Source organism: Bradyrhizobium sp. th-b2, from assembly GCF_000426785.1.
GTDB lineage: Bacteria > Pseudomonadota > Alphaproteobacteria > Rhizobiales > Xanthobacteraceae > Bradyrhizobium > Bradyrhizobium septentrionale.
Genome location: NZ_AUGA01000048.1, coordinates 40,843 through 65,618 on the forward strand (window position 1 = coordinate 40,843; position 24,776 = coordinate 65,618).

23 protein-coding genes are annotated in these 24,776 nt (G+C 65.4%); 13 read left to right on the plus strand and 10 right to left on the minus strand.

What is annotated here, in order from left to right; all coding sequences use genetic code 11:
- Nucleotides 1-325 precede the first annotated feature (325 nt).
- Complete coding sequence (locus K359_RS0136745) at nucleotides 326-982, minus strand: DsbA family protein (protein WP_029083728.1); 657 nt, start codon at nucleotides 980-982, stop codon at nucleotides 326-328.
- Between the two features lie 121 nt (nucleotides 983-1,103).
- The gene (locus tag K359_RS0136750) at nucleotides 1,104-1,583 is read right to left on the minus strand and encodes a DUF721 domain-containing protein (protein ID WP_029083729.1); all 480 of its coding nucleotides are present in this window, start codon (nucleotides 1,581-1,583) and stop codon (nucleotides 1,104-1,106) included.
- Between the two features lie 141 nt (nucleotides 1,584-1,724).
- Between K359_RS0136750 and mutY the strand changes: the two genes are divergently transcribed.
- Complete coding sequence (gene mutY / locus K359_RS0136755) at nucleotides 1,725-2,816, plus strand: A/G-specific adenine glycosylase (protein WP_029083730.1); 1,092 nt, start codon at nucleotides 1,725-1,727, stop codon at nucleotides 2,814-2,816.
- A gap of 70 nt (nucleotides 2,817-2,886) precedes the next feature.
- On the plus strand, nucleotides 2,887-3,306 hold the full coding sequence (locus K359_RS0136760) for a PaaI family thioesterase (protein ID WP_029083731.1): 420 nt from the start codon (nucleotides 2,887-2,889) through the stop codon (nucleotides 3,304-3,306).
- Nucleotides 3,307-3,476: 170 nt separating this feature from the next.
- Here the strand turns inward: K359_RS0136760 and K359_RS0136765 are convergent, their stop codons facing one another.
- Entirely contained in the window at nucleotides 3,477-4,742 is a 1,266-nt protein-coding gene (locus K359_RS0136765) for a flavin-dependent oxidoreductase (protein WP_029083732.1), read from the minus strand.
- A gap of 167 nt (nucleotides 4,743-4,909) precedes the next feature.
- Between K359_RS0136765 and K359_RS0136770 the strand changes: the two genes are divergently transcribed.
- The gene (locus K359_RS0136770) at nucleotides 4,910-5,530 is read left to right on the plus strand and encodes a glutathione S-transferase family protein (protein WP_029083733.1); all 621 of its coding nucleotides are present in this window, start codon (nucleotides 4,910-4,912) and stop codon (nucleotides 5,528-5,530) included.
- A 166-nt stretch (nucleotides 5,531-5,696) separates the two neighbouring features.
- Here the strand turns inward: K359_RS0136770 and K359_RS0136775 are convergent, their stop codons facing one another.
- Entirely contained in the window at nucleotides 5,697-6,611 is a 915-nt protein-coding gene (locus tag K359_RS0136775) for a LysR family transcriptional regulator (RefSeq protein WP_029083734.1), read from the minus strand.
- A 91-nt stretch (nucleotides 6,612-6,702) separates the two neighbouring features.
- On the opposite strand from K359_RS0136775, the gene K359_RS0136780 reads away from it, so the two are divergent.
- Nucleotides 6,703-7,125 (plus strand): nuclear transport factor 2 family protein, encoded by a 423-nt coding sequence (locus tag K359_RS0136780; protein ID WP_035977759.1) that lies wholly within the window; start codon nucleotides 6,703-6,705, stop codon nucleotides 7,123-7,125.
- 154 nt (nucleotides 7,126-7,279) lie between these two features.
- Here the strand turns inward: K359_RS0136780 and K359_RS0136785 are convergent, their stop codons facing one another.
- The 3 genes from K359_RS0136785 to K359_RS0136795 all read right to left on the minus strand — a co-directional run bounded on the left by K359_RS0136785 (nucleotide 7,280) and on the right by K359_RS0136795 (nucleotide 9,768).
- Entirely contained in the window at nucleotides 7,280-7,960 is a 681-nt protein-coding gene (locus tag K359_RS0136785) for a glutathione S-transferase family protein (RefSeq protein ID WP_029083736.1), read from the minus strand.
- Nucleotides 7,961-8,087: 127 nt separating this feature from the next.
- Nucleotides 8,088-8,414 carry a hypothetical protein gene (locus K359_RS0136790; RefSeq protein WP_029083737.1) on the minus strand — a complete coding sequence of 109 codons (327 nt, stop codon included), beginning with the start codon at nucleotides 8,412-8,414 and terminating at the stop codon, nucleotides 8,088-8,090.
- 220 nt (nucleotides 8,415-8,634) lie between these two features.
- The gene (locus K359_RS0136795) at nucleotides 8,635-9,768 is read right to left on the minus strand and encodes a site-specific DNA-methyltransferase (protein WP_029083738.1); all 1,134 of its coding nucleotides are present in this window, start codon (nucleotides 9,766-9,768) and stop codon (nucleotides 8,635-8,637) included.
- 379 nt (nucleotides 9,769-10,147) lie between these two features.
- Between K359_RS0136795 and K359_RS0136805 the strand changes: the two genes are divergently transcribed.
- The gene (locus tag K359_RS0136805; RefSeq protein WP_029083739.1) at nucleotides 10,148-11,086 is read left to right on the plus strand and encodes a neutral zinc metallopeptidase; all 939 of its coding nucleotides are present in this window, start codon (nucleotides 10,148-10,150) and stop codon (nucleotides 11,084-11,086) included.
- Between the two features lie 185 nt (nucleotides 11,087-11,271).
- Nucleotides 11,272-11,835, plus strand: coding sequence for a molybdenum cofactor biosynthesis protein B (gene moaB, locus K359_RS0136810; RefSeq protein ID WP_029083740.1), 564 nt, complete (start codon nucleotides 11,272-11,274; stop codon nucleotides 11,833-11,835).
- 105 nt (nucleotides 11,836-11,940) lie between these two features.
- Here the strand turns inward: moaB and K359_RS0136815 are convergent, their stop codons facing one another.
- Together K359_RS0136815 and K359_RS0136820 are read right to left on the minus strand one after the other, a co-directional pair.
- Nucleotides 11,941-12,882 (minus strand): helix-turn-helix domain-containing GNAT family N-acetyltransferase, encoded by a 942-nt coding sequence (locus tag K359_RS0136815; RefSeq protein WP_029083741.1) that lies wholly within the window; start codon nucleotides 12,880-12,882, stop codon nucleotides 11,941-11,943.
- Nucleotides 12,883-12,969: 87 nt separating this feature from the next.
- Nucleotides 12,970-13,539, minus strand: a complete 570-nt coding sequence (locus K359_RS0136820) for a glycosyl transferase (RefSeq protein WP_029083742.1) — start codon at nucleotides 13,537-13,539, stop codon at nucleotides 12,970-12,972.
- Nucleotides 13,540-13,702: 163 nt separating this feature from the next.
- On the opposite strand from K359_RS0136820, the gene K359_RS0136825 reads away from it, so the two are divergent.
- The 4 genes from K359_RS0136825 to K359_RS0136845 all read left to right on the plus strand — a co-directional run bounded on the left by K359_RS0136825 (nucleotide 13,703) and on the right by K359_RS0136845 (nucleotide 18,031).
- The gene (locus K359_RS0136825; protein WP_029083743.1) at nucleotides 13,703-14,869 is read left to right on the plus strand and encodes a PA0069 family radical SAM protein; all 1,167 of its coding nucleotides are present in this window, start codon (nucleotides 13,703-13,705) and stop codon (nucleotides 14,867-14,869) included.
- A gap of 122 nt (nucleotides 14,870-14,991) precedes the next feature.
- Nucleotides 14,992-15,438 carry a VOC family protein gene (locus tag K359_RS0136835; RefSeq protein WP_029083744.1) on the plus strand — a complete coding sequence of 149 codons (447 nt, stop codon included), beginning with the start codon at nucleotides 14,992-14,994 and terminating at the stop codon, nucleotides 15,436-15,438.
- A 79-nt stretch (nucleotides 15,439-15,517) separates the two neighbouring features.
- Complete coding sequence (locus K359_RS0136840) at nucleotides 15,518-16,276, plus strand: ribonuclease HII (protein ID WP_029083745.1); 759 nt, start codon at nucleotides 15,518-15,520, stop codon at nucleotides 16,274-16,276.
- 252 nt (nucleotides 16,277-16,528) lie between these two features.
- Nucleotides 16,529-18,031 (plus strand): glycosyltransferase family 39 protein, encoded by a 1,503-nt coding sequence (locus tag K359_RS0136845; protein ID WP_029083746.1) that lies wholly within the window; start codon nucleotides 16,529-16,531, stop codon nucleotides 18,029-18,031.
- Nucleotides 18,032-18,141: 110 nt separating this feature from the next.
- Here the strand turns inward: K359_RS0136845 and K359_RS0136850 are convergent, their stop codons facing one another.
- On the minus strand, nucleotides 18,142-18,969 hold the full coding sequence (locus K359_RS0136850) for a uracil-DNA glycosylase family protein (RefSeq protein WP_029083747.1): 828 nt from the start codon (nucleotides 18,967-18,969) through the stop codon (nucleotides 18,142-18,144).
- 193 nt (nucleotides 18,970-19,162) lie between these two features.
- Between K359_RS0136850 and K359_RS0136855 the strand changes: the two genes are divergently transcribed.
- From K359_RS0136855 to K359_RS0136865, 3 genes are all read left to right on the plus strand, one after another.
- Nucleotides 19,163-20,821 carry an electron transfer flavoprotein-ubiquinone oxidoreductase gene (locus K359_RS0136855; protein ID WP_029083748.1) on the plus strand — a complete coding sequence of 553 codons (1,659 nt, stop codon included), beginning with the start codon at nucleotides 19,163-19,165 and terminating at the stop codon, nucleotides 20,819-20,821.
- Between the two features lie 426 nt (nucleotides 20,822-21,247).
- Nucleotides 21,248-23,035: a tetratricopeptide repeat protein gene (locus tag K359_RS0136860; RefSeq protein ID WP_029083749.1), complete on the plus strand. Its 1,788-nt coding sequence runs from the start codon at nucleotides 21,248-21,250 to the stop codon at nucleotides 23,033-23,035.
- A gap of 280 nt (nucleotides 23,036-23,315) precedes the next feature.
- Complete coding sequence (locus K359_RS0136865; protein ID WP_029083750.1) at nucleotides 23,316-24,200, plus strand: 4-(cytidine 5'-diphospho)-2-C-methyl-D-erythritol kinase; 885 nt, start codon at nucleotides 23,316-23,318, stop codon at nucleotides 24,198-24,200.
- The last annotated feature ends 576 nt before the right edge of the window (nucleotides 24,201-24,776 follow it).

Sequence of the window (24,776 nt, forward strand, 5' to 3'; positions counted from 1 at the left end):
GCCGGGCGCGAATCTCCCTGCCGTGACAATACCATGTAAGGCAATGTCGTGTTTGGGGCGAATAGCTGAGTGCAGCTCTCATGAGCGGCGACAATGGCGATGCCTGCGCGTCAGGGCAACCGCTTGACCAAGCTTTTCCCAAGGGATTTGCGAGGGATTTGCAGGGTTTTATGACCACTGCATGTCCTGGAAGATTCGCATCACGCGAATCAAGTTTTCAACAACGAAATGATGCGACGGCCGCGCGCGGTGATCGCAAATCATCCACAATTATGGTGCCCGGCGCGATGCGGGCACGAACGACGTCAGGTTTGTCGACTCGCGATCAGCTCTTTAGCAGCGGATCGATGCGCTTGCTGAACTCCTCGAACGAGGTCTCGCCCTTCACCATCTCGCCATTGACGAAGAAGGTCGGCGTCGAGTTCACCTTCAGCACTTCGTTGGCGTATTTCTGGTCGGCGGCGATCTTGTCGAGCAGCTTCTGATCCTTCAGGCAGTCCTCGACCTGCTGCTGGCTGAGGCCGGCCTGCTTGCCGATCCGCGTCAGCGTCTCGGTGGTGTTCTTGACCACCCAGTCGTTCTGCTGGCGGAACAACAGGTCGATCACGGCGAAGAACTTCGGCGCGTCGTCCTTGGCGATGCAGCGCGCCAGCATCGAGCCGGCGGCAGCCTTGATGTCGAGCGGGAATTCGCGGAACACGTAGCGGACCTTGCCGGAGTCGATGTAGGTCGACTTGATCTTCGGGAACACGGTCTCGTTGAAATTGGCGCAGTGCGGGCAGGTCATCGAGGCGTATTCGACGATCGTCACCTTGGCGTCCTGCGGGCCGAGCCCCATGTCCGGCAGCGACTGCGGCTTGGCGACCTCGGCGGCGGTCTGCGCGAACGCCTCCGTGATCAGGCGCAGCGGCGACAGGCCGGCGAGGGCGGCGAGCCCGGTCAGCGAGAGAGCGGTGGTGAAAGCGCGGCGCGTGATGATCAAGGTCAGCTCCCGGATTGGCGCATTCACGCCAGCATGAAGGGGTCCCGAAAAGAAGCCTTCGCTAGCTTGAAACGACCATTGTGGCAATGCCGGGGTCTCGCGGCCGACCCCGCGAAAAGCGTCAATTTCGCTTGATCGTGGCGCCCAGCCGGGCCAGCGCCGCACGCAGATCGTCGTCCTCGACAGCCCCAAGGTTTGCCGCTTCCCGCGCCACGGTTTTGGGGTCGGGCGGGCGCGGCCGCGTGGGGCGGCTGCGGCGCGAAAGCGGCGCCTGCCGGATGGTCAGGCGGCCAACCGCATGCCAGCCGAAGAAGCGGTTCACCCGTTCCAGGATGACATCGGAGGAATGCTGGATCTCCAGCGCCATCGGTCCTTCGACCCGCAGCACCAGCGTGGCCGGCTCCTGCGGCTGCCCCTCCACCGGCCGCGGCCACTGCATCTTCAACGGCTCGCAATAGGCCGCGATTCGCTCGCCGGCGATCTCGGTCCAGCGCGTCACCAGTTCGCGCGCGGCAAAGCCCTGCTTGGCATAGGCTTCGGTGAAGACGTCGCTGAGCAGGATCGACAGGGGTTTTGCGCTGATCGGACCGGGTTTTGCCATCAGGGGGTTATAGCAGCGGAGCCGGCGCGGCCGAAACCGTGTTCATCATTGTGGCCGCGTTTCCATCCCGGGAGAAGAAAGACGTGGATGCTCGGGTCAAGCCCGGGCATGACGGGGCGAGATTTGTCTTAAGGTACCTCCATGAGCTCCCGCGCCGCCGCCAAAGCAGGACCCACCGACCAGCAGGCCGACCGCCCGGCGCGGCTGCTTGCCTGGTATGACCGGCATCGCCGCAAGCTGCCATGGCGCGCGGCGGCGGGGGAGCGGGCTGATCCGTACTGCGTGTGGCTATCGGAGATCATGCTGCAGCAGACCACGGTGCGGGCGGTCGGGCCCTATTTCGAGAAATTCGTGGCTCGCTGGCCGGATGTGGCCGCACTCGGCCGCGCCTCGCTCGACGACGTCCTGAGGATGTGGGCCGGGCTCGGCTATTATTCGCGGGCGCGCAACCTGCATGCCTGCGCGGTCGCGGTGCTCAATGACCACAGCGGGGTATTTCCGGACACCGAGGACGGCTTGCGCGTGCTGCCCGGCATCGGGCCCTACACCGCCGCGGCGATCGCCGCGATCGCGTTTGACCGCCGCACCATGCCGGTGGACGGCAACATCGAGCGCGTGGTCACGCGGCTCTACGCCATCGAGGCGGCGCTGCCGCAGGCCAAGCCGCTGATCCAAGAGATGGCCGCGACATTGTTAGGCCCGTCCCGTGCCGGCGACAGCGCGCAGGCCCTGATGGATTTGGGCGCCACGATCTGCACGCCGAAGAAGCCGGCCTGCGCGCTGTGTCCGTTGAATGACGACTGCGCCGCACGGACGCGCGGCGACCAGGAAACCTTCCCGCGCAAGGCGCCGAAGAAGAGCGGCACGTTGCGCCGCGGCGCAGCCTTCGTGGTGACGCGGGGCGGCGAACTCCTGGTGCGCTCGCGCCCGGAGAAGGGCCTGCTCGGCGGCATGACCGAAGTGCCGGGATCGCAATGGCTTGCCGGGCAGCAAGATGCGGCAGCGCTCGCGCAGGCGCCGGAACTCAGGGGCGTCACGCGCTGGCACCGCAAGGCCGGTGTCGTCACCCACGTCTTCACGCACTTTCCGCTCGAGCTCGTGGTCTATACCGCCAGCGTTCCGCCGCGGACCCGCGCGCCGGAGGGCATGCGCTGGGTGCCGGTCGCGACGCTGGATGGCGAGGCGTTCCCCAATGTGATGCGCAAGGTCATCGCGCACGGGCTGGATCTCTAGAAGGTGACGGCCTGCTGACACCATGCTGGCAGCAGGGCTTCGTTATCACCTCCGGAAACCGGAGGCCGCCATGATCGCAACCGCACTCGACCGCATCCCGATGCCGCCAGTCGCAAAACTGCTGGGGTGGCGCGTGGTTGATGCACGTCCGCAGGAGGGCTGGATCAGGATCGTGTTCGACGGCAAGCAGGACTTTTGCAATCCGGCCGGCTTCGTCCAGGGCGGCATGCTCTCGGCGATGCTCGACGACACGATGGGACCGGCGGTGTTCGTGATGACCGAGGGCAGGCTGTTCACCACGACCATCACGATGAATGTGAATTTCCTGGCGCCGGCAAGGCCGGGGCCGATCACCGGCGAGGCCACCGTGACGCAGCTCGGCAAGACCATCGCCTTCGTCGAGGGCCGGCTCACTGCAGCTGACGGAACGCTGCTCGCCACCGCGACGAGCAGCATCCGCCTGGTGGAGGCGGCGCAGGCGCTGCGGTAGGAATGCTCGCGCAATAGTCAGTCCCGTCACCCTGAGCAGCGCGCACTTGCGCGCGTCTCGAAGGGTCGACGGCCACCGGGCGGGCCGTGCATACTTCGAGACGCCGCTTCGCGGCTCCTCCAGCGACAACGGCAAAGCCGTTGCGCGGGCATGACGGGTAGAGAGCTGCGTCAGCCCGCCCGCTGCACGATCGGCGGCTTGGCGTTCAACCCCTCGACCTGAAAGCCGGCGACGCGCTTGTAGTTGGCGGCGATGTCTTCCAGCTCCTGCTGCGACAGCACGTCGGTGACGACGGCAAAGCCGTCGGGCGCGCGCTCCTCGACCAGCTGCATCACCTGCTCCGGCCCGTTGCGGCGGTTCAGCATCACGAGATCCGTCGTCGCCGGCCGCCGCTCTGCCTCATAGGCCAACAGCGCAGCCTGCGTCGGACCATGCGCTAGGATTTCGCGCGTCAGCACGCGCGCATCCAAAATCGCCTGCGACGCGCCATTGGAGCCGATCGGGTACATCGGATGCGCGGCGTCGCCCATCAGCGTGACGCGGCCGAAGGTCCATTGCGCGATCGGATCGCGGTCGACCAGCGGATATTCGTAGGCGTGCGGGCAGTTGCGGATCAGGCCCGGCACGTCGAGCCAGTCGAAATTCCAGCTCTCGAACCACGGCAGGAACTCGTTGAGATCAGCGGTGCGGTTATAGTCCTCGCGGCGCCACTGATAGGTCGGCGGCATGTGCCGCTCGGCGACCCAGTTGATGTCGAACTTGCCGTCGGCGCCGGCCTCTTTCGAGATCGGATAGCAGACGAATTTCAGGATCTCGTGGCCGGCCATGATCATGGTGCGGCCGGTCAGGAAGGCGTTGCCGCGGGTGATGCCGCGCCACAGGATGCGGCCGTTCCAGATCGGCGGTCCCTCCTGCGGATAGAGTTTTTCGCGCACCGCGGAATGGATGCCGTCGGCTGCGATCAGCACCGCGCCGTCACAGCTGCCGGCGGACTTGCCGGTGGCGCGGTCGATGAAATCGGCGCGCACGCCATCCGCCGTCTCGGTCCAGCCGGAGAGGTGATGGCTGGTCAGGATGTTTTCACGTCCCAACCGTTCGGTCGCGGCATCGAGCAGCAGCTGTTGCAGGCGGCCGCGATGGATCGAGAATTGCGGCCATTTATAGCCGGCCTCGAGCCCGCGCGGCTCGCTCCAGATCGGCTTGCCGTGCTTGGAGAAATAGGCGAGCTCGCGTGTGCGTACTGCGGTCGCGTCGAGCACGTCATGCAGGCCGAGCTCGATCAATTCGCGCACCGCATGCGGCAGCACGTTGATGCCGACGCCGAGCGGCCGCAGCTCGGGCACGCTCTCGAATACGCGACAGGGCACGCCGATCTGGTGCAGGCTGAGCGCCAAGGTCAGCCCGCCAATTCCGCCACCTGCAATGAGGACAGTCATGAAAATCCCCTCTCGATTGGCATGGTCATCGCACGGCGGCCCCGCTGCGGGCAAGGTCCACGGTACCGCGGGGTGGACGGCAAGGGGAGGTGCCGCTACCGTCCGTCGCATCTGATAAAAAGGGCCGGGTTCAGAGCGAACCGACAAGGCCCGGAGAGGACATCGACATGCTCAAGCTCTATTTCGCGCCCGGCACCTGTGCGCTCGCCTCCCACATCGCACTGGCCGAGGCCGGCGCGCCCTACACGACCGAGAAGCTCGACTTCAAGATCAATCAGCAGAACAGCCCGGAATATCTCAAGATCAATCCCAAGGGCCGGGTGCCCACGCTGGTCACCGAGCGCGGCGTGTTGACCGAGACGCCGGCGATGCTCGCCTACATCGCGCAGACCTTTCCGCAAGCGAAGCTCGCGCCGCTCGACGACGCCTTCGAGTTCGCGAAGCTGCAGGCCTTCAATTCCTATCTGTGCTCGACCGTGCATATCTGCCACGCCCACAAGATGCGCGGCGCGCGCTGGGCGACGCAGGAGTCTTCGTTCGCCGACATGAAGACGATGATCCCGAAGACCATGGGCGCCTGCTTCAATTTGATCGAGCGCGACATGCTGAAGGGCCCGTGGGTGATGGGCGAGAACTACAGCGTCGGCGACGCCTATCTCTACACGCTGACCCTCTGGCTCGACGGCGACGGCGTCGACATCGCGACCCTGCCCAAGGTGAAGGCGCATCGCGCGGCGATGGAGAGCCGCCCTGCGGTGCAGAAGGTGCTCGCCGAGCAGAAGGCGTAGGGCCAAAAATTCGGTGTCGTCCCGGGCAAGCGCAGCGCGACCCGGGACCCATAACCACGAATTTGAATTGTTTTGCGATGCTGGGGCCGCTGTCCTTCTTCATCACAAACGGCGGTGGTTATGGGTCCCGGCCTTCGCCGGAACGACGTGGTGATAGAGGGCGCCGCTACGTTTTCCGCGTCTCCAGCTCCCGTCCCGTCTCCAGCATCAGCCTCCGCAGCCACAGCGAGCCCGGGTCCATCTGGGCGCGCGTCGGATAGAACATGTGCTGCTCGTCGATGCCGGGATCGAGCGGCGGCGTCACCGTCACCAGCGACAATTGTTTCGCCAGCGCCGAGATCAAGCGGCGCGGCACGAAGGCGACGAGGTCGGTGCGCGCGGTGACGTGCAGCGCCTCGATATAGCCCGGCACCACCAGCGCGATCCGCCGCTCGATGCCCTTGGCGCGCAGCCAGGCGTCGATCAGATCCTCGTTCTGGCCGCGGATGATCACGGCGACGTGCCGCGCGGCCAGGAAGGCCTCGTGCTTCCTGAGTTTGGCGCCGGCCGGATGGCCGCGCCGCACCGCGAGCGCATCGCTGTCGGTGTAGAGCCGCTGGCGGTGAAAGCCCTTGAAGGAATCGCCGATCGAGATCACGAGATCGATGGTGCGGGCGAATTCCGGCGTGAAGATCGCCGGTCCCCGCCACGGCACCACGTCGATCGTGATGCTGGGCGCCAGCCGGGTCACCTTCTCCATCAGCGGTGGCATCAGGAGCTCGACCGCGAGGTCGGGCATCATCAGGCGGAAATGCCGCTCGCTGCGCGCGGCGTCGAAATCGTCGGAGACGAACAGCGTGCGGACCTGGTCGAGCGCCTGTGCCAGCGGCGAGCGCAGCGCCAGCGCCCGCGGCGTGAGCTCCATCCGCGCGCCGTTGCGCACCAGGAGCGGATCGCCGATCAGGTCGCGTAGCCGCTGCAGCGCGTGGCTGGTCGCCGGCTGCGACAGATTGAGCCGCATCGCGGCGCGGCTGACATTGGCTTCGCCCAGCAGCGCGTCGAGCGCGACCAGCAGATTGAGGTCAAGCGAATTCAAATTCATCAGGTGAATATATATCATACCACCTATCGACTGGAAGAATGCGCGTCGGCGCCGCAGGATGGGCCACCAACCAATTGCAAGGAAAAGCGCCATGAGCGCAGCCGACAACAAGAAACTGGTGCAGGAGATGTTCGTGATCGCGGGCAGTCCGGATCCCGCGGTGCGCGAGAATTCGCTGTTCATGGCAACGCTCGCCGACGACGCGATCTGGACCGTGACCGGGCAATATTCCTGGTCACGCACCTTCACCGGCAAGCCATCGATCATGAATGACCTGCACGGCCATGTTCGCTCCAAACTGGTCGAGCGCGGCCGCACCGTCGCGCATCGCATCATCGCCGACGGCGACATCGTCGTGGTCGAGGCCAAGGGCAACAACCTCACCAAGCAAGGTCAGCGCTACGACAATGATTATTGCCTGGTGTTCCGCTTCGACGACGGCCGGATCAAGGAGGTGCGGGAATATTGCGACTCGGTTCTGACCGAGAAGGCGCTCGGCGCGTTTCCGGCATAGCGGCGGGCGGCACAAACGAAGACGGCGCCCGTGAGGGCGCCGTTCCACCTGCCGTCATTCCGGGGCGCGCGTCAGCGCGAACCCGGAATCTCGCGCAACAATCTCTGGATTCCGGGTTCACGCGCAAGCGCGCGCCCCGGAATGACAGCGTGCGTCACGCCACCTTGGTCGTCATGTGCTTGAACATGTTGCGGCGAGCTTCGTCGTCCATCTCGGCCTTGAAGGTGAACCTGTCCTTCAGCGCGATCGCCCTGGCGGCGGCGGGACGCGCCGAGATCTCGTCGACCAGGCGCTTCACATGCGGGTACCGCGCATAGGCGTCGTCGCCGAGCTTGAACGGCACCATCCGCGCCCAGCCCCACAGCGCCATGTCGACGATCGAGTAGCTGTCGCCCGCCATGTAGCGGCGGTTGGCAAGATGGCCGTCGAGGATCTTGTAATGGCGATCGGTTTCGTACTGGTAGCGGTTATGGGCGTAGTCGTGGTTCTGGTCCTTCGGCGCAAAATGCTTGAAGTGCACGGCCTGTCCCGAATACGGCCCGACACCGGTCGCGACGAACATCAGCCAGGACAGCAGTTCGGCGCGGTTGGTCGGCAGGAACTTGCCGGTCTTCTCGGCGAGGTAGAGCAGGATGGCGTTGGAATCGAACACAATCGTGCCGTTGTCGTCGATTGCCGGCACCTTGCTGTTCGGGTTGATCTTCAGATAGTCCGGCGTGAACTGGTCGCCCTTGCGGGTGTCGACCGCGATCGGCTCGAACGGCAGTCCGGACTCCTCGAGAAAGAGCGCGACCTTGGTCGGGTTTGGCGAGCCGTTGAAATAGAATTTGAGCATGAAAGGGGTCTCCTTTGGGGTGTAACCGGCACGCAGCCGGCGAGGACCGCGGACGGCCCCTCATGCGCAAATTTCGCCGCGCTTCGCAACCGACGAGTTTGTGAGGCAGCTGCGCGCAGCGCGCCGGTCAGCCGAACCACAGGAAGCCGGCGATGCCGGCTGCGACCAGCACAACGCCCGCGATCTCCAGCACGATGGCGGAGCGGGTCGCAGCATGCAGGTGGGAGAGTTGCGTCGCGCGCTCGGAGCCGCGGGCATGGCCGTGGACGATGATCTCCTGGTTGAACTCGCCATGCGCCTCTAGCCCGAGCGTCAGTCCGACCGAGACCAGCAGGATGCCGAAAATGATCAGGCCGAACGATCCGAGCAGGCCGATCAGCAGCATCGGAAACATGCCGAGCAGGAAGACCGGCAGCAGCGGCACCAGCAGCAATGTCTCGGATTGTCTTCGCATCGGGCGACCAATCGAAACGGCAAGTGACTGACACAAACGTAGGCCCGCCGCTGCGGCGTCACAAGGTGGCCGCGTTCAAGACGACGTCATCCCGGGTCTCAGAACCGTAGGATGGATGGAGCGCAGCGATACCCATCGATCACACGGCAGGAAGGTGATGGGTTTCGCTTCGCTCTACCCATCCTACAACGCCGCAATCGCGGAAGGGTCGCGTGCCCGCTCAGCCCGCAGCCATCCCGGAGCGGATCTCGGCGCGCAGCTCGTCGATCAGCCGCAGGCCGGTCTTGGTCTCGACGTGCCAGAAGGTCCAGCCATTGCAGGCGCCGGAGCCCTGCGCCACCGCGCCGATGCGGTGGATCGAGCCGACCTTGTCGCCGAGCATGATGGCGCCATCGGCGCGCACCAGTGCGCCGTGGCGCTTCTTGGCATCGACCAGCCTGGCACCGGGCACGATCATGCCGCGCTCGATCAGTTCGGAGAACGCGACGCGGGGCGCCTCGCGCGCGGTCATGAACGGCGCCAGCGTCGCTTCCGGCAGCGGCTCGATCGCGGCGATCCGCGCCTCGGCTGCGGCCGCATAGGTCTTGTCGCGCTCGAAGCCGATATAGCTGCGGCCGAGCCGCTTGGCGACGGCGCCGGTGGTGCCGGTGCCGTTGAACGGATCGATCACGAGGTCGCCGGGCTTCGACGACGACAGCAGCACGCGGGCAAGCAGCTGCTCCGGCTTCTGCGTCGGGTGAACCTTCTTGCCGTCATCGCCCTTGAGGCGCTCCTCGCCGGTACACAGCGGGATCAGCCAGTCGGAGCGCGCCTGCACGTCCTCGTTGGACGCCTTCAGTGCTTCATAGTTGAAGGTGTAGCCCTTGGCCTTCTCGTCGCGCGCGGCCCAGATCATGGTCTCGTGCGCGTTGGTGAAGCGGCGGCCGCGGAAGTTCGGCATCGGATTGGACTTGCGCCACACGATGTCGTTCAGCAGCCAGAAGCCGAGGTCCTGCATGATGGCGCCGACGCGGAAGATGTTGTGATAGGAGCCGATCACCCACAGCGTCGCCGACGGCTTCATCACGCGGCGGCAGGCCAGGAGCCAGGCGCGGGTGAAATCGTCATAGGCGGCGAACGACGAGAACTTGTCCCAGTCGTCGTTGACGGCATCGACATGCGACTCGTCGGGGCGCTTGAGATCGCCCTTGAGCTGCAGATTGTAGGGAGGATCTGCGAACACCAGATCGACCGAGCCGGACGGCAGCTTCGACAATTCGGCGACGCAATCGCCAATGACGATTCGGCTCGACGGGGCATTCTCAAATTTAGTGCGGGGCGCCCTTGCAGACGCCCCGCGACGCGACACTACCATGACTCAAGAACTCTGACTCAGGCGACGCTGTCGGCGACGCGGGACTAAACAACCGACTGGCGCCACATTGAGCCGGCAAAGTAAAAATCGACTTAATTGGAAATCTTCATGCAAAAGATTGCAGCATCTTTCGAACGCTGTGGCGCAGTGTCATCAGCGTTGTGCTGCAACATCAGCGCGTTCTGCGAAAAATTTTGCGGATCATCAAACCGGCACGATTCGACCGGTAAATTGCCCGCTGCTTGCGGCCATTCGCACTGCAAACGATGTGCGTCTTGGACTAGGCAATTTTTGCCGGGCAGGATATTGATTAACAGAATGGAAATTTTAGGTTGGAGTGTCCCGCATTGGGGCGCCGACTGGATAAAGGGAAACCGCCATGCGCTACGATGATTTCCGCCGCAGCGATGACATCGAAGACCGTCGCGACGATAGCGGAGGAGGCGGCGGCGGTGGTGGCGGCTTCGGGATTCCGATGGGCGGCGGCGGGCTCGGCATCGGAACTGTCATCGTGCTCGGCCTGCTCGGCTATGCCTTCGGCATCGATCCGCGCATCCTGATCGGCGGCGCCGAGATTCTCACCGGCGGCGGCCAGGCGCCGACCTATCAGACCGACCGGCAGTCGTCGGGCGCGCAGACCAAGCGTGGCGCGCCGACCGACGAGATGGGCAGCATGATCGCCGGCATCTTGGGTGAAATCGACGATCGCTGGAGCGAGATCTTCCAGGCCTCGGGCCAGACCTACACCGGTCCGAAGATCGTGCTGTTCCGCAATGCCACCAATGGCGGCCGCTGCGGCATGGCGCAGTCGGCGATGGGGCCGTTCTACTGCCCGCCGGACAAGACCATCTTCCTCGACACCGGCTTCTTCCGCGAGGTCGAGACCCGCTTCCGCGGCTGCTCGGGCAACGCCTGCAAGTTCACCGCGGCCTATATCATCGCGCACGAGGCCGGCCACCACATCCAGAACCTGCTCGGCATCATCCCGCGCGTGAACCGGCTGCAGCAGCAGGCCGGCAGCAAGGCCGAGGCCAACGCGCTGCAGGTCAAGGTCGAGCTGCAGGCCGATTGTCTCTCCGGCGTCTGGGTCAATCGCGAGGAGAAGAAGCGGCCGGGCTTCCTCGAGGCCGGCGACATCGACGCCGCGCTGACCACTGCAAATGCGATCGGCGACGACACGCTGCAGCGGCAGGCGACGGGCAGGGTGGTGCCTGATTCCTTCACCCACGGCTCCGCTGCGCAGCGCAAGGAGTGGTTCATGAGGGGCTACCAGCAGGGCACCGTGCAGGCCTGCAACACGTTCGGCGGTAGCTTGTAGGCGTATGCCGGTAGCGTCATCCCCGGATGAGCGCGAATGCGCTCAGTCGGGAGGTGCTCGCCTCTTGGCGAGCCTCGAAGGCTGACGGAGCCCGTGGCCCATCCTTCGAGGCTCGCCCAGCGGTGCAAGTGCACCGCAAGGCGCGCACCTCAGAATGACGTCAGCGGGATGGGAAAGAGGTGTAAATGTCCTCACTCGACGAATCCAAATCATTCATCCCGCTCAACATCGCGGTGCTGACGATTTCCGACAGCCGCACGTTGGCGGATGACAAGTCGGGCACCACGCTCGCCGATCGTCTGACCGCGGCCGGCCACAAGCTCGCGGCGCGCGAGATCGTCACCGATGATGTCGAGGCGATCAGGGCGGTGATCCGGCGCTGGATCGCGGATGACGGCGTCGATGCCGTCATCACCACCGGCGGCACCGGCTTCACCGGCCGCGACGTGACGCCGGAGGCGGTCGAGCCGCTGTTCGAGAAGCGGATGGACGGCTTCTCGATCGCCTTCCACATGCTGAGCCACGCCAAGATCGGCGTGTCGACGATCCAGAGCCGCGCCACCGCCGGCGTGGCAGGCGCGACCTTCATCTTCTGCCTGCCCGGATCGCCCGGCGCCTGCCGTGACGGCTGGGACGGCATTCTGGCCGCGCAGCTCGACTACCGCACGCGGCCCTGCAATTTCGTCGAGATCATGCCGCGGCTGGACGAGCATCTGCGCCGTCCGAAGGCGAAAGGGGCGAGCGCGTAGTCGTCTCCCGTCATTCCGGGGCGTGCGAAGCACGAACCCGGAATCTCGCGCCGCATCTTCGAGATTCCGGGTTCATCGCTGACGCGATGCCCCGGAATGACAGGGTCACAAATCCAGCTCCCAGGTCTCCCCGACCAGGTCGACGCCAAAGCTGTGGTGCTTCTCTTCTTTCACCTTGCGGAAGCCGGCGCGGGCGTAGATGCCGCGCGCGGCGAGCAGGATGCTCTGGGTCCACAGCGTCATCCTTGTGTAGCCCATCTCGCGTGCGGAGCGGATGCATTGCTCGACCAGCGCACGGCCGACGCCGAGCCCGCGCGCCTTTTCTTCCACCAGCAGCAGCCGCAGCTTGGCGAGGCCGTCGCCGCCCTTGACCAGGAAGATCGAGCCGACCGGCTCGCCGTCGACCTCGGCGACCCAGCAATGCTCGCGGGCCGGATCGAACGATCGCAGGAATTGCGCGCAGATCTCGGCCACCAAGGCCTCGTAGCTGATGTCCCAGCCATATTCCTCCGCGTAGGCGCGTCCCTGTCGCGAGATCACCCAGCCGATATCGCCGACGCGGTGGCTGCGCAGCAGGAAGCCGGTCGGCTTCTCCGTCGGCGGCTCCAGCGACTGTTCGATCGTGCCCATCGCGCGCACCACCGCGGCGCGGCGATCGCCGTCCATCTGCTTCAGCAGCGCCCCGACCTCGCTGCGCGAGCGGCGGTCGAGATCAGCGGCAGCAGTGCGGCCCTTGGCGGTCAGCGCCACCTCATTGACGCGCTTGTCGGCCTTCGACGGCTTGCGCGTCACGATCTGGCGGCGCTGCAGCGCCTGTAGCGTGCGGCTGACGAAGCCGGCATCGAGGTCGAGCTCGCGCACCAGATCGGTCGCGGTGCAGTTCTCGCGATGCGCGAACTCGTAGATGATCCGCGCTTCCTGCAGCGTGAACGGCGAATCCAGCAGCTTCGGCTCGATGATGCCGAGCTTGCGGGTGTAGAACCGGCTGAAGCCGCGGATCGCGGCGACCTGGCTCTCGAGCGTCGTGTCATACGAACTTGATTTCATCAAACATATTATTTGACGGAATCAAATAAATGGCAAGGCCGATGTGCATTTCAGGGCATCTCGAAGCGTCGTCGCGGGTCGGAAACCCTACGCCACCATGATCCGGCTGCGCAGCATGGTGCGGGAGGAGCGGCCGAGCCGGCGCAGCAGCCGCGCCTCGGAGCGACGCGCGTCGGGCCGATAGCCGCCGATCCGCTCGTAATGGTCGCGCGCGATCAGGAGGCCCTGTTCGGCCGAAGGGCCCACGATCATCCGGGCGACGAATTTGATGCCGTCGCGCAGGCCGGGGTCGGTATAGGGCGCGCGGGCGTAGCGGAAGATGCCGGCGCGGTCCTTGCCGCTTGCCGCCACCATCTGGATGAACTGGGTGGTCTCCTCGATCCAGCCGGCGTCGAGCACTGCGCCCGGATGCAGGAACATCAGCCAGGGCGAACGGGCCTGCTTTGCACCGGCGGCAAGTGCCGCGGCGCGCGTGCCCTCGAAGCGCAGGAAACCGCAGCCGGCGATGTCGGCAACCCGCTCCATCACGTCGCTGTTGGTGCGGTCGACCAGCAGCACTTCGCGGATGACGCCCGCGGCTGCGCCCGGCACCAGCGCCGCCAATGTCGCGACCGCGGTGCGCTCGACGCCGTCGGTTGGAATGATCACGCTCAGCATGATTCGAGGCTTCGATGGCTCAAACGGTTGAAAAACTCCGGCCGTGTTATCACCTTGTCATATTCAAAGCAGCCTTTTCGCCTGCAGAATTTTGCGCCATCACTTTGTGGATTTTCTCAAGCGATGTTCTTGATTTGTTCTCAAGCTGTGTTAGCTTCACAGCATGAGCCGAGCATCCTCTCATGCCCTCAAGCACCCGCCGGTAACGGCGCCCTCCGATAACCCGGCGGGTGCACCCACCCCTTTTCCCGAGCTTGCGGTCGCGATCGAGCGCGAGCGGCGGCGCGGCCGTGGCGCGCAGTCCAACGCCAGCGGCCGCTACGAGGCCGAGGCGCGGACAGCCTTCGACGACGGCTGGCAGAGCCTCGACGACCTGCCGCCGTTCCAGACCAGTGTGGCGCTCGACACCTCGCGCAAGGTGATCACCCGCAACGACTCGCCCGACATCGGCTTCGACCGTTCGATCAATCCCTATCGCGGCTGCGAGCACGGCTGCGTCTATTGCTTCGCGCGGCCGACCCACGCCTATCTCGGCCTGTCGCCGGGGCTCGACTTCGAATCCAAACTGTTCGCCAAGCCGGACGCGCCCGCACTGCTCGAGAAGGAGCTGGCGGCGCCCGACTATGAGGCGCGGATGATCGCGATCGGCACCAACACCGATCCGTATCAGCCGATCGAGCGCGAGCGGAAGATCATGCGCGGCATTCTCGAGGTCTTGGAGCGCGCCGGGCATCCGGTCGGCATCGTGACCAAGTCGGCGCTGGTGACCCGCGATATCGATATTCTGGCGCGGATGGCCAAGCGCAATCTCGCCAAGGTCGCGCTCTCGGTGACGACGCTCGACCCGAAACTCGCCCGCACCATGGAGCCGCGCGCATCGACGCCGCCGAAGCGGCTCGAGGCGATCAAGCGGCTGGCTGACGCCGGCATCCCGACCACGGCGATGATCGCGCCCGTGATCCCGGCGCTGAACGATTCCGAGATCGAGCGCATCCTCGATGCCGCCGTGCATGCCGGCGCCAAGGAGGCGAGCTACGTGCTGCTGCGGCTGCCGCTCGAGGTCCGCGATCTCTTTCGCGAATGGCTGATGGCGAACTATCCCGACCGCTACCGCCACGTCTTCACGCTGATCCGCGACATGCGCGGCGGCCGCGATTACGACTCGCAATGGGGCACGCGGATGAAGGGCACCGGCCCGATGGCCTGGATGATCGGCCGCCGCTTCGAGATCGCTTGCGAGAAACTCGGCCTCAACAAGCGGCGCACCAAGCTGACCACCGATCATTTTGCCAAGCCGAAGCGCAACGGCGAGCAGTTGAGCTTGTTCTAGATGAGGTCCGTAGCCCGGATGAAGCGCAGCGCAATCCGGGAAATCGTTGCCCGCGGATAGAGGTCCCGGATTACGCTTCGCTCCATCCGGGCTATGATGACGTCAAAAGAGTGAGTGCAACAATGAGTAACGCCCCGACCCCACGCTTCACCGTCCTCACGCTCGGCGTCAGCGACATGCGCGCCAGCATCGCCTTCTATGAATCGCTCGGCTTCACCAGGAAGATGCGCGGGACCGGCGAGGAGGTCGCCTTCTTCGACACCGGCGGCACTGTGCTCGGGCTGTTCCCGTGGCATCTGCTCGCCGCCGATGCCGCCCTGCCCGATCAGCCGCGGCCTTCAGCGTTCCGCGGCGTTGCGATCGCCTGGAACTGCAACGACGATGCCGAGGTCGATTGTGTGATGGCGTTCGCGCTGTCGAAGGGCGGCAAATTGCTGAACCCCGCGCAGCCCACCAGTTATGGCGGCTACTGCGGCTATTTCGCCGATCCCGACGGCCACGCCTGGGAAGTGGTGCGCGCGCCGGGGTTTGAGGTGCTCGATAACAGGCGCGTGTCGATTCCCGACTAAAAGCCGGCCGGATTGAATTGCGGGGAAGGGCGGCTGGTTCCCGGTTGCGCCGCGGGGCTGGCTTGATCACCATCCCCGCATGATTCGGGACAAGTCCAAGAGCACGTCGAAGAAGGCGCTGGCCAAGTCAGCCAAGCCGGAGAAGCGTATCGTGACGCGGCCGAGCTTCCGGCGCGAGCGGGCGCTGATCAAGCGCGGCGTCTGGCCGGTCGCCGGCTGCGACGAGGCCGGGCGGGGCCCGCTGGCAGGTCCCGTGGTCGCCGCCGCCGTGGTGCTGGACCCCAATCGCATTCCCAAAGGCCTCGACGATTCGAAGCGGCTGACCGCCGAGCGCCGCGAGGAACTGTTCGAGGAGATTTGCGCCACATCAGCGTTCTCGGTCGCGGTGGCGTCGCCGGCGCGAATCGACCGCGACAACATCCTGCGCGCCTCGCTGTGGGCGCTGGCGCGCGCGGTGCATGCGCTGCCGGAAATGCCGAAGCATGTCTTCGTCGACGGCCGCGACAAGCTCGCCACGCCCTGCGACTGCGACGCCGTGATCGGCGGCGACGGCATCGTGGCCTCGATCGCGGCAGCCTCGATCATCGCCAAGGTGACGCGCGACCGCCTGATGTGCGCGCTGGCGCTGGACTGTCCCGGCTACGGGTTCGAGCAGCACAAGGGCTATGGCGTGCCCGAGCACCTCGAGGCGCTGGACCGGCTCGGGCCCACCACCCATCACCGCAGCTTCTTCGCCCCCGTCGTCGCCGCGCGGCTGAAGCATTTTCCGGTCCCGGCCGAGCCCGACCTGTTCACGGTGGACGAGGAAAGCGAAGCCGCCGAATCCGCGGCGGCGTAGCGCAACTGCGCCAGCCCATCCAACGGTGTCATCGCCCGGCTCGACCGGGCGATCCAGTATTCCAGAGCCAGCCGTTTTCGATTGAGAGGCCGCGGCGTACTGGATGACCCGCCTTCGTGGGTGATGACAGGGGAGGTGACTTTGCGGTGTAGCCACACCGTACACCGTTGCCTCCATCGCCGCCGCCGTTTATCAAAACCACCGGGATCAGATGGCGCCGCTGACGGGTGGCTGGGGCATTTCAGGCGTTTCATGCGGTTTACCTCCCTGGTTGTCGAACTGATCCGCGCCCGGCCGCGCCTGGTGGTGTGGGTCGTGGTGCTGGTGCAGGCCGCGATCTGGCTATTCCTGCCGCTGATCTTCTACGGCAGCCCGCCCGGCAATCTCGCCGCCATCCTGGCCTTCGGCCGCGAATATCAGGTCGGCACCGACATGGGGCCGCCGCTGGCGTTCTGGCTCGCCGACATCGCCTTCCGTGCCGCCGGCAATCATGTGCTCGGCGTCTATCTTCTGGCGCAGGCCTGCGAGATCGCCACCTTCATCGCGTTCTACCAGCTGGCGCGCGCCATCGTCGGCGGCCCGCAGGGCGTGCTGGCGGTGCTGCTGTCGATGACGGTCGTGGTGTTCGCTTCACCCAGCGTCGAGTTCGGCCCGCTGATCCTGGCGCGTCCGCTCTGGGCGCTGCTGCTGCTGCACTCCTGGCAATTGATCGGCCAGAACCGGCGCGCCGCCTGGTTCGCCTGGTCGATCGATTGCGGCCTGTTGCTGCTGACGACGCCGGCGGCCCTCGGCATGATCCTGCTCGTGATCGGCTTCGCCCTTGCAACCGAGCGCGGGCGGCGCACGCTCAAGGCGGTCGATCCGCTCTATGCGGTGCTGGTCATCATCGTGCTGGCGCTGCCCTATCTGATCTGGCTGATCCGCGCTGACGTGCTGGCGCTGCCGGCCGTGCCCGCGCTCGCAGATCTCAAGGCGCGCGCGCTGCACTGGGGCGTCGTGCTCGGCGGGCTGATCGTGGCGACGGCCGCAATCGCGCTGCTGGCGATCCTCAATTCGCGCTGGTTCGCCCGCGAGGCCGAGGACGCGCCGATCATCTATCGTCCGTCGGTCAGTCCGCTGGCGCAGCAGTTCGTCTATTTCTTCGCCTTCGCGCCGGCGATCGCGGGCAGCTTCGTCTCCGGCCTATTCGATCTCGATCGCGCCTTCGGCGGCGCCGGCGTGGCGCTTCTGATGTCGGGGCTCGCCGTCGTCGTCGCGACCGGCGATCTGATTCCGCTCCGGCGGCAACGGGTGTTGCGTTCGGTCTGGGCTTTTGCCGTCGCGGCGCCCGCCGCAGTCGCGCTGGCGGCGGCGCTGTTCCTGCCCTGGACCAGCACCACCGAGGTGCCGACCTCGTTGCCGGCAGCCGCGATGGGGCGCTTCTTCGACGACAGCTATGAGCGCCGCACCAACCAGCGGCTGCGCGCGGTGGCCGGCGATCCTGAAATCGCCAGCCTGATTGCGATGAACAGCCGTCGTCCGCATCTGCTGCTCGACGCCGCGCCGCAGCGGACGCCGTGGCTGTCGATCCCGAAGTTCAACGAGACCGGCGGCGTCGTGGTCTGGCGCGCGCAGGACACCGCCGGCACGCCGCCGCCCGAACTCGCGCAGCGCTTTCCCGGCCTGGTGCCGGAAGTGCCGCGCTCGTTCGACCGGCTGGTCAATGGACGGCAGCCGGTGCTGCGGATCGGCTGGGCGATCGTGCGGCCGAAGTAGTGTGAGCTCTGTAGGGTGGGTTAGCCGAAGGCGTAACCCACCATTCTCTCCGCGGTGAGCAAGTCGGTGGGTTACGCTGCGCTAACCCACCCTACGAAGTTGCGACGCCGTTACGCCGTCGCCGGCTGCAGCACCTTCGCGATGGCGCGCAAATCCTGCCAGGACAACCGCTTGTAGGACGGCGAGCGCAGCAGATAGGCCGGATGGAAGGTGGCGACGGCGCGGATCGTGCGGGTGCCGGTGTCGTAGTCGATCCATTTGCCGCGCGTGCGCATGATGCCCTCGCGTGTGCCGAGCAGCGCCTGCGTCGAGGGATTGCCGAGCGTCACCAGCACGTCCGGATTCACCAGCTCGATGTGGCGCTGGATGAAGGGCAGGCACACCTGCGTCTCCTGCGGCGTCGGCGTGCGGTTGCCCGGCGGCCGCCACGGAATGACGTTGGCGATGTAGGCCTTGCTGCGGTCGAGCCCGATCGCCGCGATCATGCGGTCGAGCAGTTTGCCTGAGCGGCCGACGAACGGCAGGCCCTCGATGTCCTCGTCGCGGCCCGGCGCCTCGCCGACGAACATCACCCGCGCCTCGGGATTGCCGTCGGCAAACACCAGCCGGGTCGCGGTGTGTTTCAGCGCGCAGCCGTCGAATGTCTCCATGAGCGCGCGCAAGACTTCCAGCGTCGGTGCGGTGCGTGCGGCTTCGCGTGCGGAGGCAATCGCGGCGTCCGGCGCGACGGTGATTTCGCTGCGCGGAACTGAAGGCATCGCCAGCGGCGGGGGACGCAGCGGATTGAGCGCCACTGGTGGCCGCGGCGCGGCGGGCGCGGGAACTGGCTCGGGCTCCTCCAGCCGGTTGATCGGCGCGTCGCCAAGCGCGCAATCGACCCCGGCCTCGAGGTAAAAGGCAAGCAATTGCTGCAGTGTAGGGGCGGGCTCGGGCGTCAGGGCCATGATGGCTGCAATCTAGAGCATGATCGGGAAAAGTGGAGGCCGGTTTTTGGAAAAGATTATTCTCTTAAGGTATCGGGGCCGTGCAAACCCATGGAAGTGCGATTCCATGGTTGTTCTTCGGTCAAAAATCGGAAACAACGACTTTTGAAAAGCTTAGAAGCGTTCTCGATGGGCTGAGACCAGGATCATGAGTGCTGAAGACCTTCCTCCGCGCGAGTCTATGGAATTCGATGTCGTCATCGTCGGCGCCGGCCCCTCGGGCCTGTCGGCCGCGATCCGGCTGAAGCAGCTCAATCCGGAGCTCTCGATCGTCGTGGTGGAGAAGGGCTCCGAGGTCGGCGCGCACATCCTGTCCGGTGCGGTGATCGATCCGGCCGGGCTCGACAAGTTGATCCCGGACTGGCGCGACGACGCCGACTGTCCGCTGAAGACGCAGGTCAAGGAAGACCGCTTCTACTGGACGACGTCGCAGGGCTGGTTCCGCCTGCCGAACTTCATCATGCCGCCCTTGATGTACAATCATCACTGCTACATCGGCTCGCTCGGCAACGTCTGCCGCTGGCTGGCGCCGAAGGCGGAAGCGCTCGGCGTCGAGATCTATCCGGGCTTTGCCGCCACCGAGGTGCTCTATGACGACAAGGGCGCGGTGCGGGGCATCGCGACCGGCGACATGGGCATCGCCAAGGACGGCAGCCACAAGGATTCCTACACCCGCGGCATGGAGCTGCTCGGCAAGTACACGCTGTTCGCCGAAGGCGCACGTGGCTCGTTGTCGAAGCAGCTGATCGCGAAGTTCAAGCTCGACGCCAACAGCGAGCCGTCGAAATTCGGCATCGGGCTGAAGGAGGTCTGGCAGATCGATCCGGCGAAGCACCGCAAGGGACGGGTTCAGCATACGCTGGGATGGCCGCTGAACGACAAGACCGGCGGCGGCTCGTTCCTCTATCACTACGACGACAACCGCGTCGCGGTCGGTTTCGTCGTGCATCTGAACTACAACGACCCGTATCTGTCGCCGTTCGACGAATTCCAGCGCTTCAAGACTCATCCCGATGTCCGCGAGCTGTTCGAGGGCGGCAAGCGGCTCGCCTATGGTGCACGCGCCATCACCGAGGGCGGCTACCAGTCGGTGCCGCGGCTGTCTTTCCCGGGCGGCGCGCTGATCGGCTGCGCGGCGGGCTTCGTCAACGTCCCGCGCATCAAGGGCGTCCACAATGCGATGGGCTCCGGCACGCTCGCCGCCGAGCACGTCGCGGCAGCGCTCGGCGCCGGACGCACTAATGACGAACTCGTCGACTACGAGAATGCCTGGCGTTCGTCTGCGATCGGCAAGGACCTGTTCAAGGTCCGCAACGCCAAGCCGCTGTTGTCGAAGTTCGGCAACATACTCGGAATGGTGCTGTCCGGCTTTGACATGTGGTGCAATACGCTCGGCTTCTCGCTGTTCGGCACCCAGTCGCATGCCAAGCCGGACCGCAAGACGCTCGATCCGTCCAAGCAGCACCAGCCGATCGCCTATCCGAAGCCGGACGGCAAGATCTCGTTCGACAAGCTGTCGTCGGTGTTCCTGTCCAACACCAACCATGAGGAGGACCAGCCGGTCCATCTCAGGGTCGCCGACATGAACCTGCAGAAGACGTCGGAGCACGATGTGTTCGCCGGTCCCTCCAACCGCTATTGCCCGGCCGGTGTCTATGAATGGGTCGAGGAGGGCGCCACACCGCGCTACCAGATCAACGCCCAGAACTGCGTCCACTGCAAAACCTGCGACGTGAAGGACCCCAACGGCAACATCACCTGGGTTCCTCCGGAGGGCGGCGGCGGTCCGAACTACGAGGCCATGTAACTACGAGGCGATGTAAGGCGAGACGGCCGGCCACATTTGCGTGAGGTCGCCGCAGCCTGCGCTCGGCCTGTCCTGTCGTGGGCGCGGCCGGATTGCAGCTCCGGCGAGAGCGGCGAAACGGGGGCCTGCGGCGCCGGGATCCGCGGCTTTTTGCGTCTGCACGCGAATGTGCCCGGTCCGGTCACGATACCGCCATAGTGGGAGGCTTTTGCGGTGGTGCTGGCTGGATCGGCGGGCGTAAAGGCCTAATCTGCCAATTGATTCGTCATGGGCTATCCTTGCGGTAGAGCGCCAAAAGCGGCATTGTCCGCTCGCCGTGATGCCGCCGCTTGGGTTCGCATTTTGAGACTGATCGCAAGATCTTGTCGCGAGGATCTTGGCCGTAAATCCTTCGTGGCCTTAAACCCCTGGAGCAAGGCGACCGTGATGCTGTCCACCCGTTTCAACCGCCTGACGATTGCCCTTCTTGCTGCGGCGGCGCTTGCCGTTCCTGCGCAGCTGTCGGCGCAAACGCCGGACCATCCGACCGACAATGCCGCGCAATTCCCGAGCAAGACCGACCTGAAATCGCTGACCACCGCCGGCAGCTATCTGGCGGCTCGCCACGCCAGCGTCGAGCGCGACGCGACCTCGGCTGCGGCGTTCTACCGCTCGGCGCTGCGCACCGATCCGAAGAACTCCGAGCTGCTCGACCGCGCCTTCATCTCCTCGCTCGCCGACGGCGACATCGAGGAGGCGGTCAAGCTCGCCGACCGCATCCTGACCCAGGACAAGGCCAACCGCGTCGCCCGCCTCGTGGTCGGCGTGCGCGACCTCAAGCAGAAGAAATACGCCGCCGCGCAGTCCAACATCAACCAGTCGGTCCGCGGCCCGATCACCGACCTGGTCGCGACGCTGCTGTCGGCCTGGGCCGCCCAAGGCGCCGGCGACAGCAAGGGTGCGGTCGCCTCGATCGACAAGCTGACCGGCCCGGAATGGTATCCGATCTTCAAGGACCTGCATGCCGGCATGATTTACGAGTTCGCCGGCAAGGACAAGGATGCCGGCGCCCGCTTCGAGCGCGTCTACAAGCTCGACGATTCGATGCTGCGCACGGTCGACGAATATGCGCGCTGGACCTCGCGCAACAAGGATGCCGCCGCTGCGACTGCGATGTACGAGGCCTTCGACAAGAAGCTGCCGCGCCATCCGCTGGTGCTGGAAGGCATCAAGGAGACCAAGGCCGGCAAGAAGCTGCCGCCGCTGATCGATTCACCCCAGGCCGGCGCCGCCGAGGCGCTGTACGGCATCGGCGCCACGCTGACCCGCCGCGGCGGCGAGGACCTCGCGCTGGTCTATCTGCAGCTTGCGCTCTATCTGCAGCCGAACCATCCGCTGGCACTGCTGTCGCTCGCCGATCTCTATGAATCGGTGAAGAAGCCGCAGATGGCGATCAAGGTCTATGAGCGGATGCCGGCGTCCTCGGCGCTGAAGCGCAACGCCCAGATCCAGCTCGCGACCAATCTCGACGCCGCCGACCGCAGCGACGAGGCGATCAAGATCCTGAAGGAAGTCACAACAGAGCAGCCGAAGGACATCGAGGCGATCCTGGCGCTCGGCAATATCGAGCGTGGCCGCAAGAAGTTCGGCGACTGCGCCACCACCTATTCGCAGGCGATCGACGCGCTGCCGGCCGGCGGCGACAAGAATGCCTGGGTCACCTATTACTACCGCGGCATCTGCGAGGAGCGTTCCAAGCAGTGGAACAAGGCCGAGGCCGACATGCGCAAGGCGCTCGAGCTGCAGCCCGAGCAGCCGCATGTGCTGAACTATCTCGGCTATTCCTGGATCGACCAGGGCATCAACCTCGACGAAGGCATGAAGATGATCAAGCGTGCCGTCGATCAGCGCCCCGACGACGGCTACATCGTCGACTCCCTCGGCTGGGCCTATTACCGGATCGGCAATTTCGAGGAGGCGGTGAAGAACCTCGAGCGCGCGATCGATCTGAAGCCGGAAGATCCGACTATCAACGACCATCTCGGCGATGCCTATTGGCGCGTCGGCCGCACGCTGGAAGCCAAGTTCCAGTGGGCGCATGCGCGCGACCTCAAGCCCGAGCCGGACGAGTTGCCGAAGATCCAGGCCAAGATCGACAACGGCCTGCCGGACGATGCCAACTCCTCCGCCGCCTCCGCCGACAAGAAGAAGGACGACGACGGCAAGGGCGGCTAGGCGCATAAGTCGCTAGCGCTGCATTTTCAGTTGAGGCGTCATGCCCGGGCTTGTCCCGGGCATTTGCGCGCCTATTCAATTGTTCTGTCATTCCGGGGCGCCCGAAGGGCGAACCCGGAATCTCGAGATTCCGGGTTCGATGCTGCGCATCGCCCCGGAATGACGGTAAGAGTGTCTCAGGCGTGTCCCAGACCCGGAATTTCCTTGCCAACAAAGGGATAGGATCATGGTGCGATTTACGCTAATCGCACACGATATCGTTTTTTAGGGGTTTATCGCCGTGCCGGCGCTGATTGAAGAAGGGCGTGCCAAGGTCAACCTGACGCTGAAGGTTGTCGGGCGGCGCGTCGATGGGTTTCACGACCTGGAGAGCGTCGTCGCGTTTGCCGATTGCGCCGATCGACTCACGCTCGAGCCGGGCTCCGGGCTGTCGCTTGCGATGTCAGGACCGCTCGCCGATGCCTGCGGCGATACGTCAGACAATCTGGTGCTCAAGGCGGCGCGCCTGCTCGGCGAGCAGGTCGTCGACCTCAAGGTCGGCCACTTCACACTGGAGAAGGTGCTGCCGGTTGCGGCCGGCATCGGCGGCGGTTCGGCGGACGCCGCGGCCGCGCTGCGGCTGCTGGCGCGGCTCAACGAGCTCTCGCTCGACGATAGCAGGATCATGGCGGTCGCGCTGCAGACCGGCGCCGACGTGCCGGTGTGCGTCGCCTCGCGCGCCTGCGACATGACCGGCGTCGGCGAAGGCCTGCTGCCGCTCGACCTGCCGAAAATGCCCTGCGTGCTGGTCAATCCGCGCGTGCCGGTCGCGACCAGGGACGTTTTCAATGCGCTCGGCCTGCGCAACGGCGAACTCCTGATCGGCGCCACCGACGTCATGATGCAGGCGCCGTCCTGGCCGGAGGGGCACGCGGTCGACGACTGGATCGCGGCGCTCAAGCGCGGCACCAACGATCTCGAAGCCCCCGCCGCGCGGATCGAGCCCGTCATCAGCGACGTGCTATCCGCCTTGCGCGCGGCGAGGGCCGTTCGCCTCGCCCGCATGTCGGGCTCCGGCGCGACCTGCTTTGCGATCTTCGAAACCGACGCCGACGCCGAGGCCGCCGGCGAAAAGCTCCGCGCCGATCACCCCGGCTGGTGGGTGCATGCGGGGACGTTGAGTTGAGCTCTTCCGTCATTCCGGGGCGCGCCTCTTGGCGCGAGCCCGGAATCCATTTTGCCACCCGTGATGTTGCCTGATGGATTCCGGGCTCTCGCTTCGCGAGCCCCGGAATGACGGCTGGGGTGCGACAAAACAACCCGACGGGCAACTCAGTAAAACCTGTCAATGCTCGCGCGCGAAAATATTTCGCTTTATCAGAAATGAAACTCAGTGCTATAAATCCGCCCGTCTCACCCGATCGAGGGGCGCTTCGCGATCGTCACGAACGCGGTGTGGGATGCGGTGGACGCCGAGTGTGTGACTGACGAGAGCACGCGAAGCGGACGGCGAAGTCGCGTGGTCCTGACGCCCTAGCGGCCGGTGTCCCCTTGTAAGACGCAATTGCGTCTTGCGAAGGCGGTGACAAACAAGCCCAGTCTCGCCGGGGAGAGCGCGAAGTAAGCCGTAACCCATCGCGCAGGGAAAGCCGGAGTTTCCGGTTACACCTGTGGTCCTACCCCCGAGCTTTCTACCCATTGCTCGGGGCCCATGGGTGCGATCGGCACCCGGCTTTCCCTGCGCCCTCTGCGAGAGAGGGGG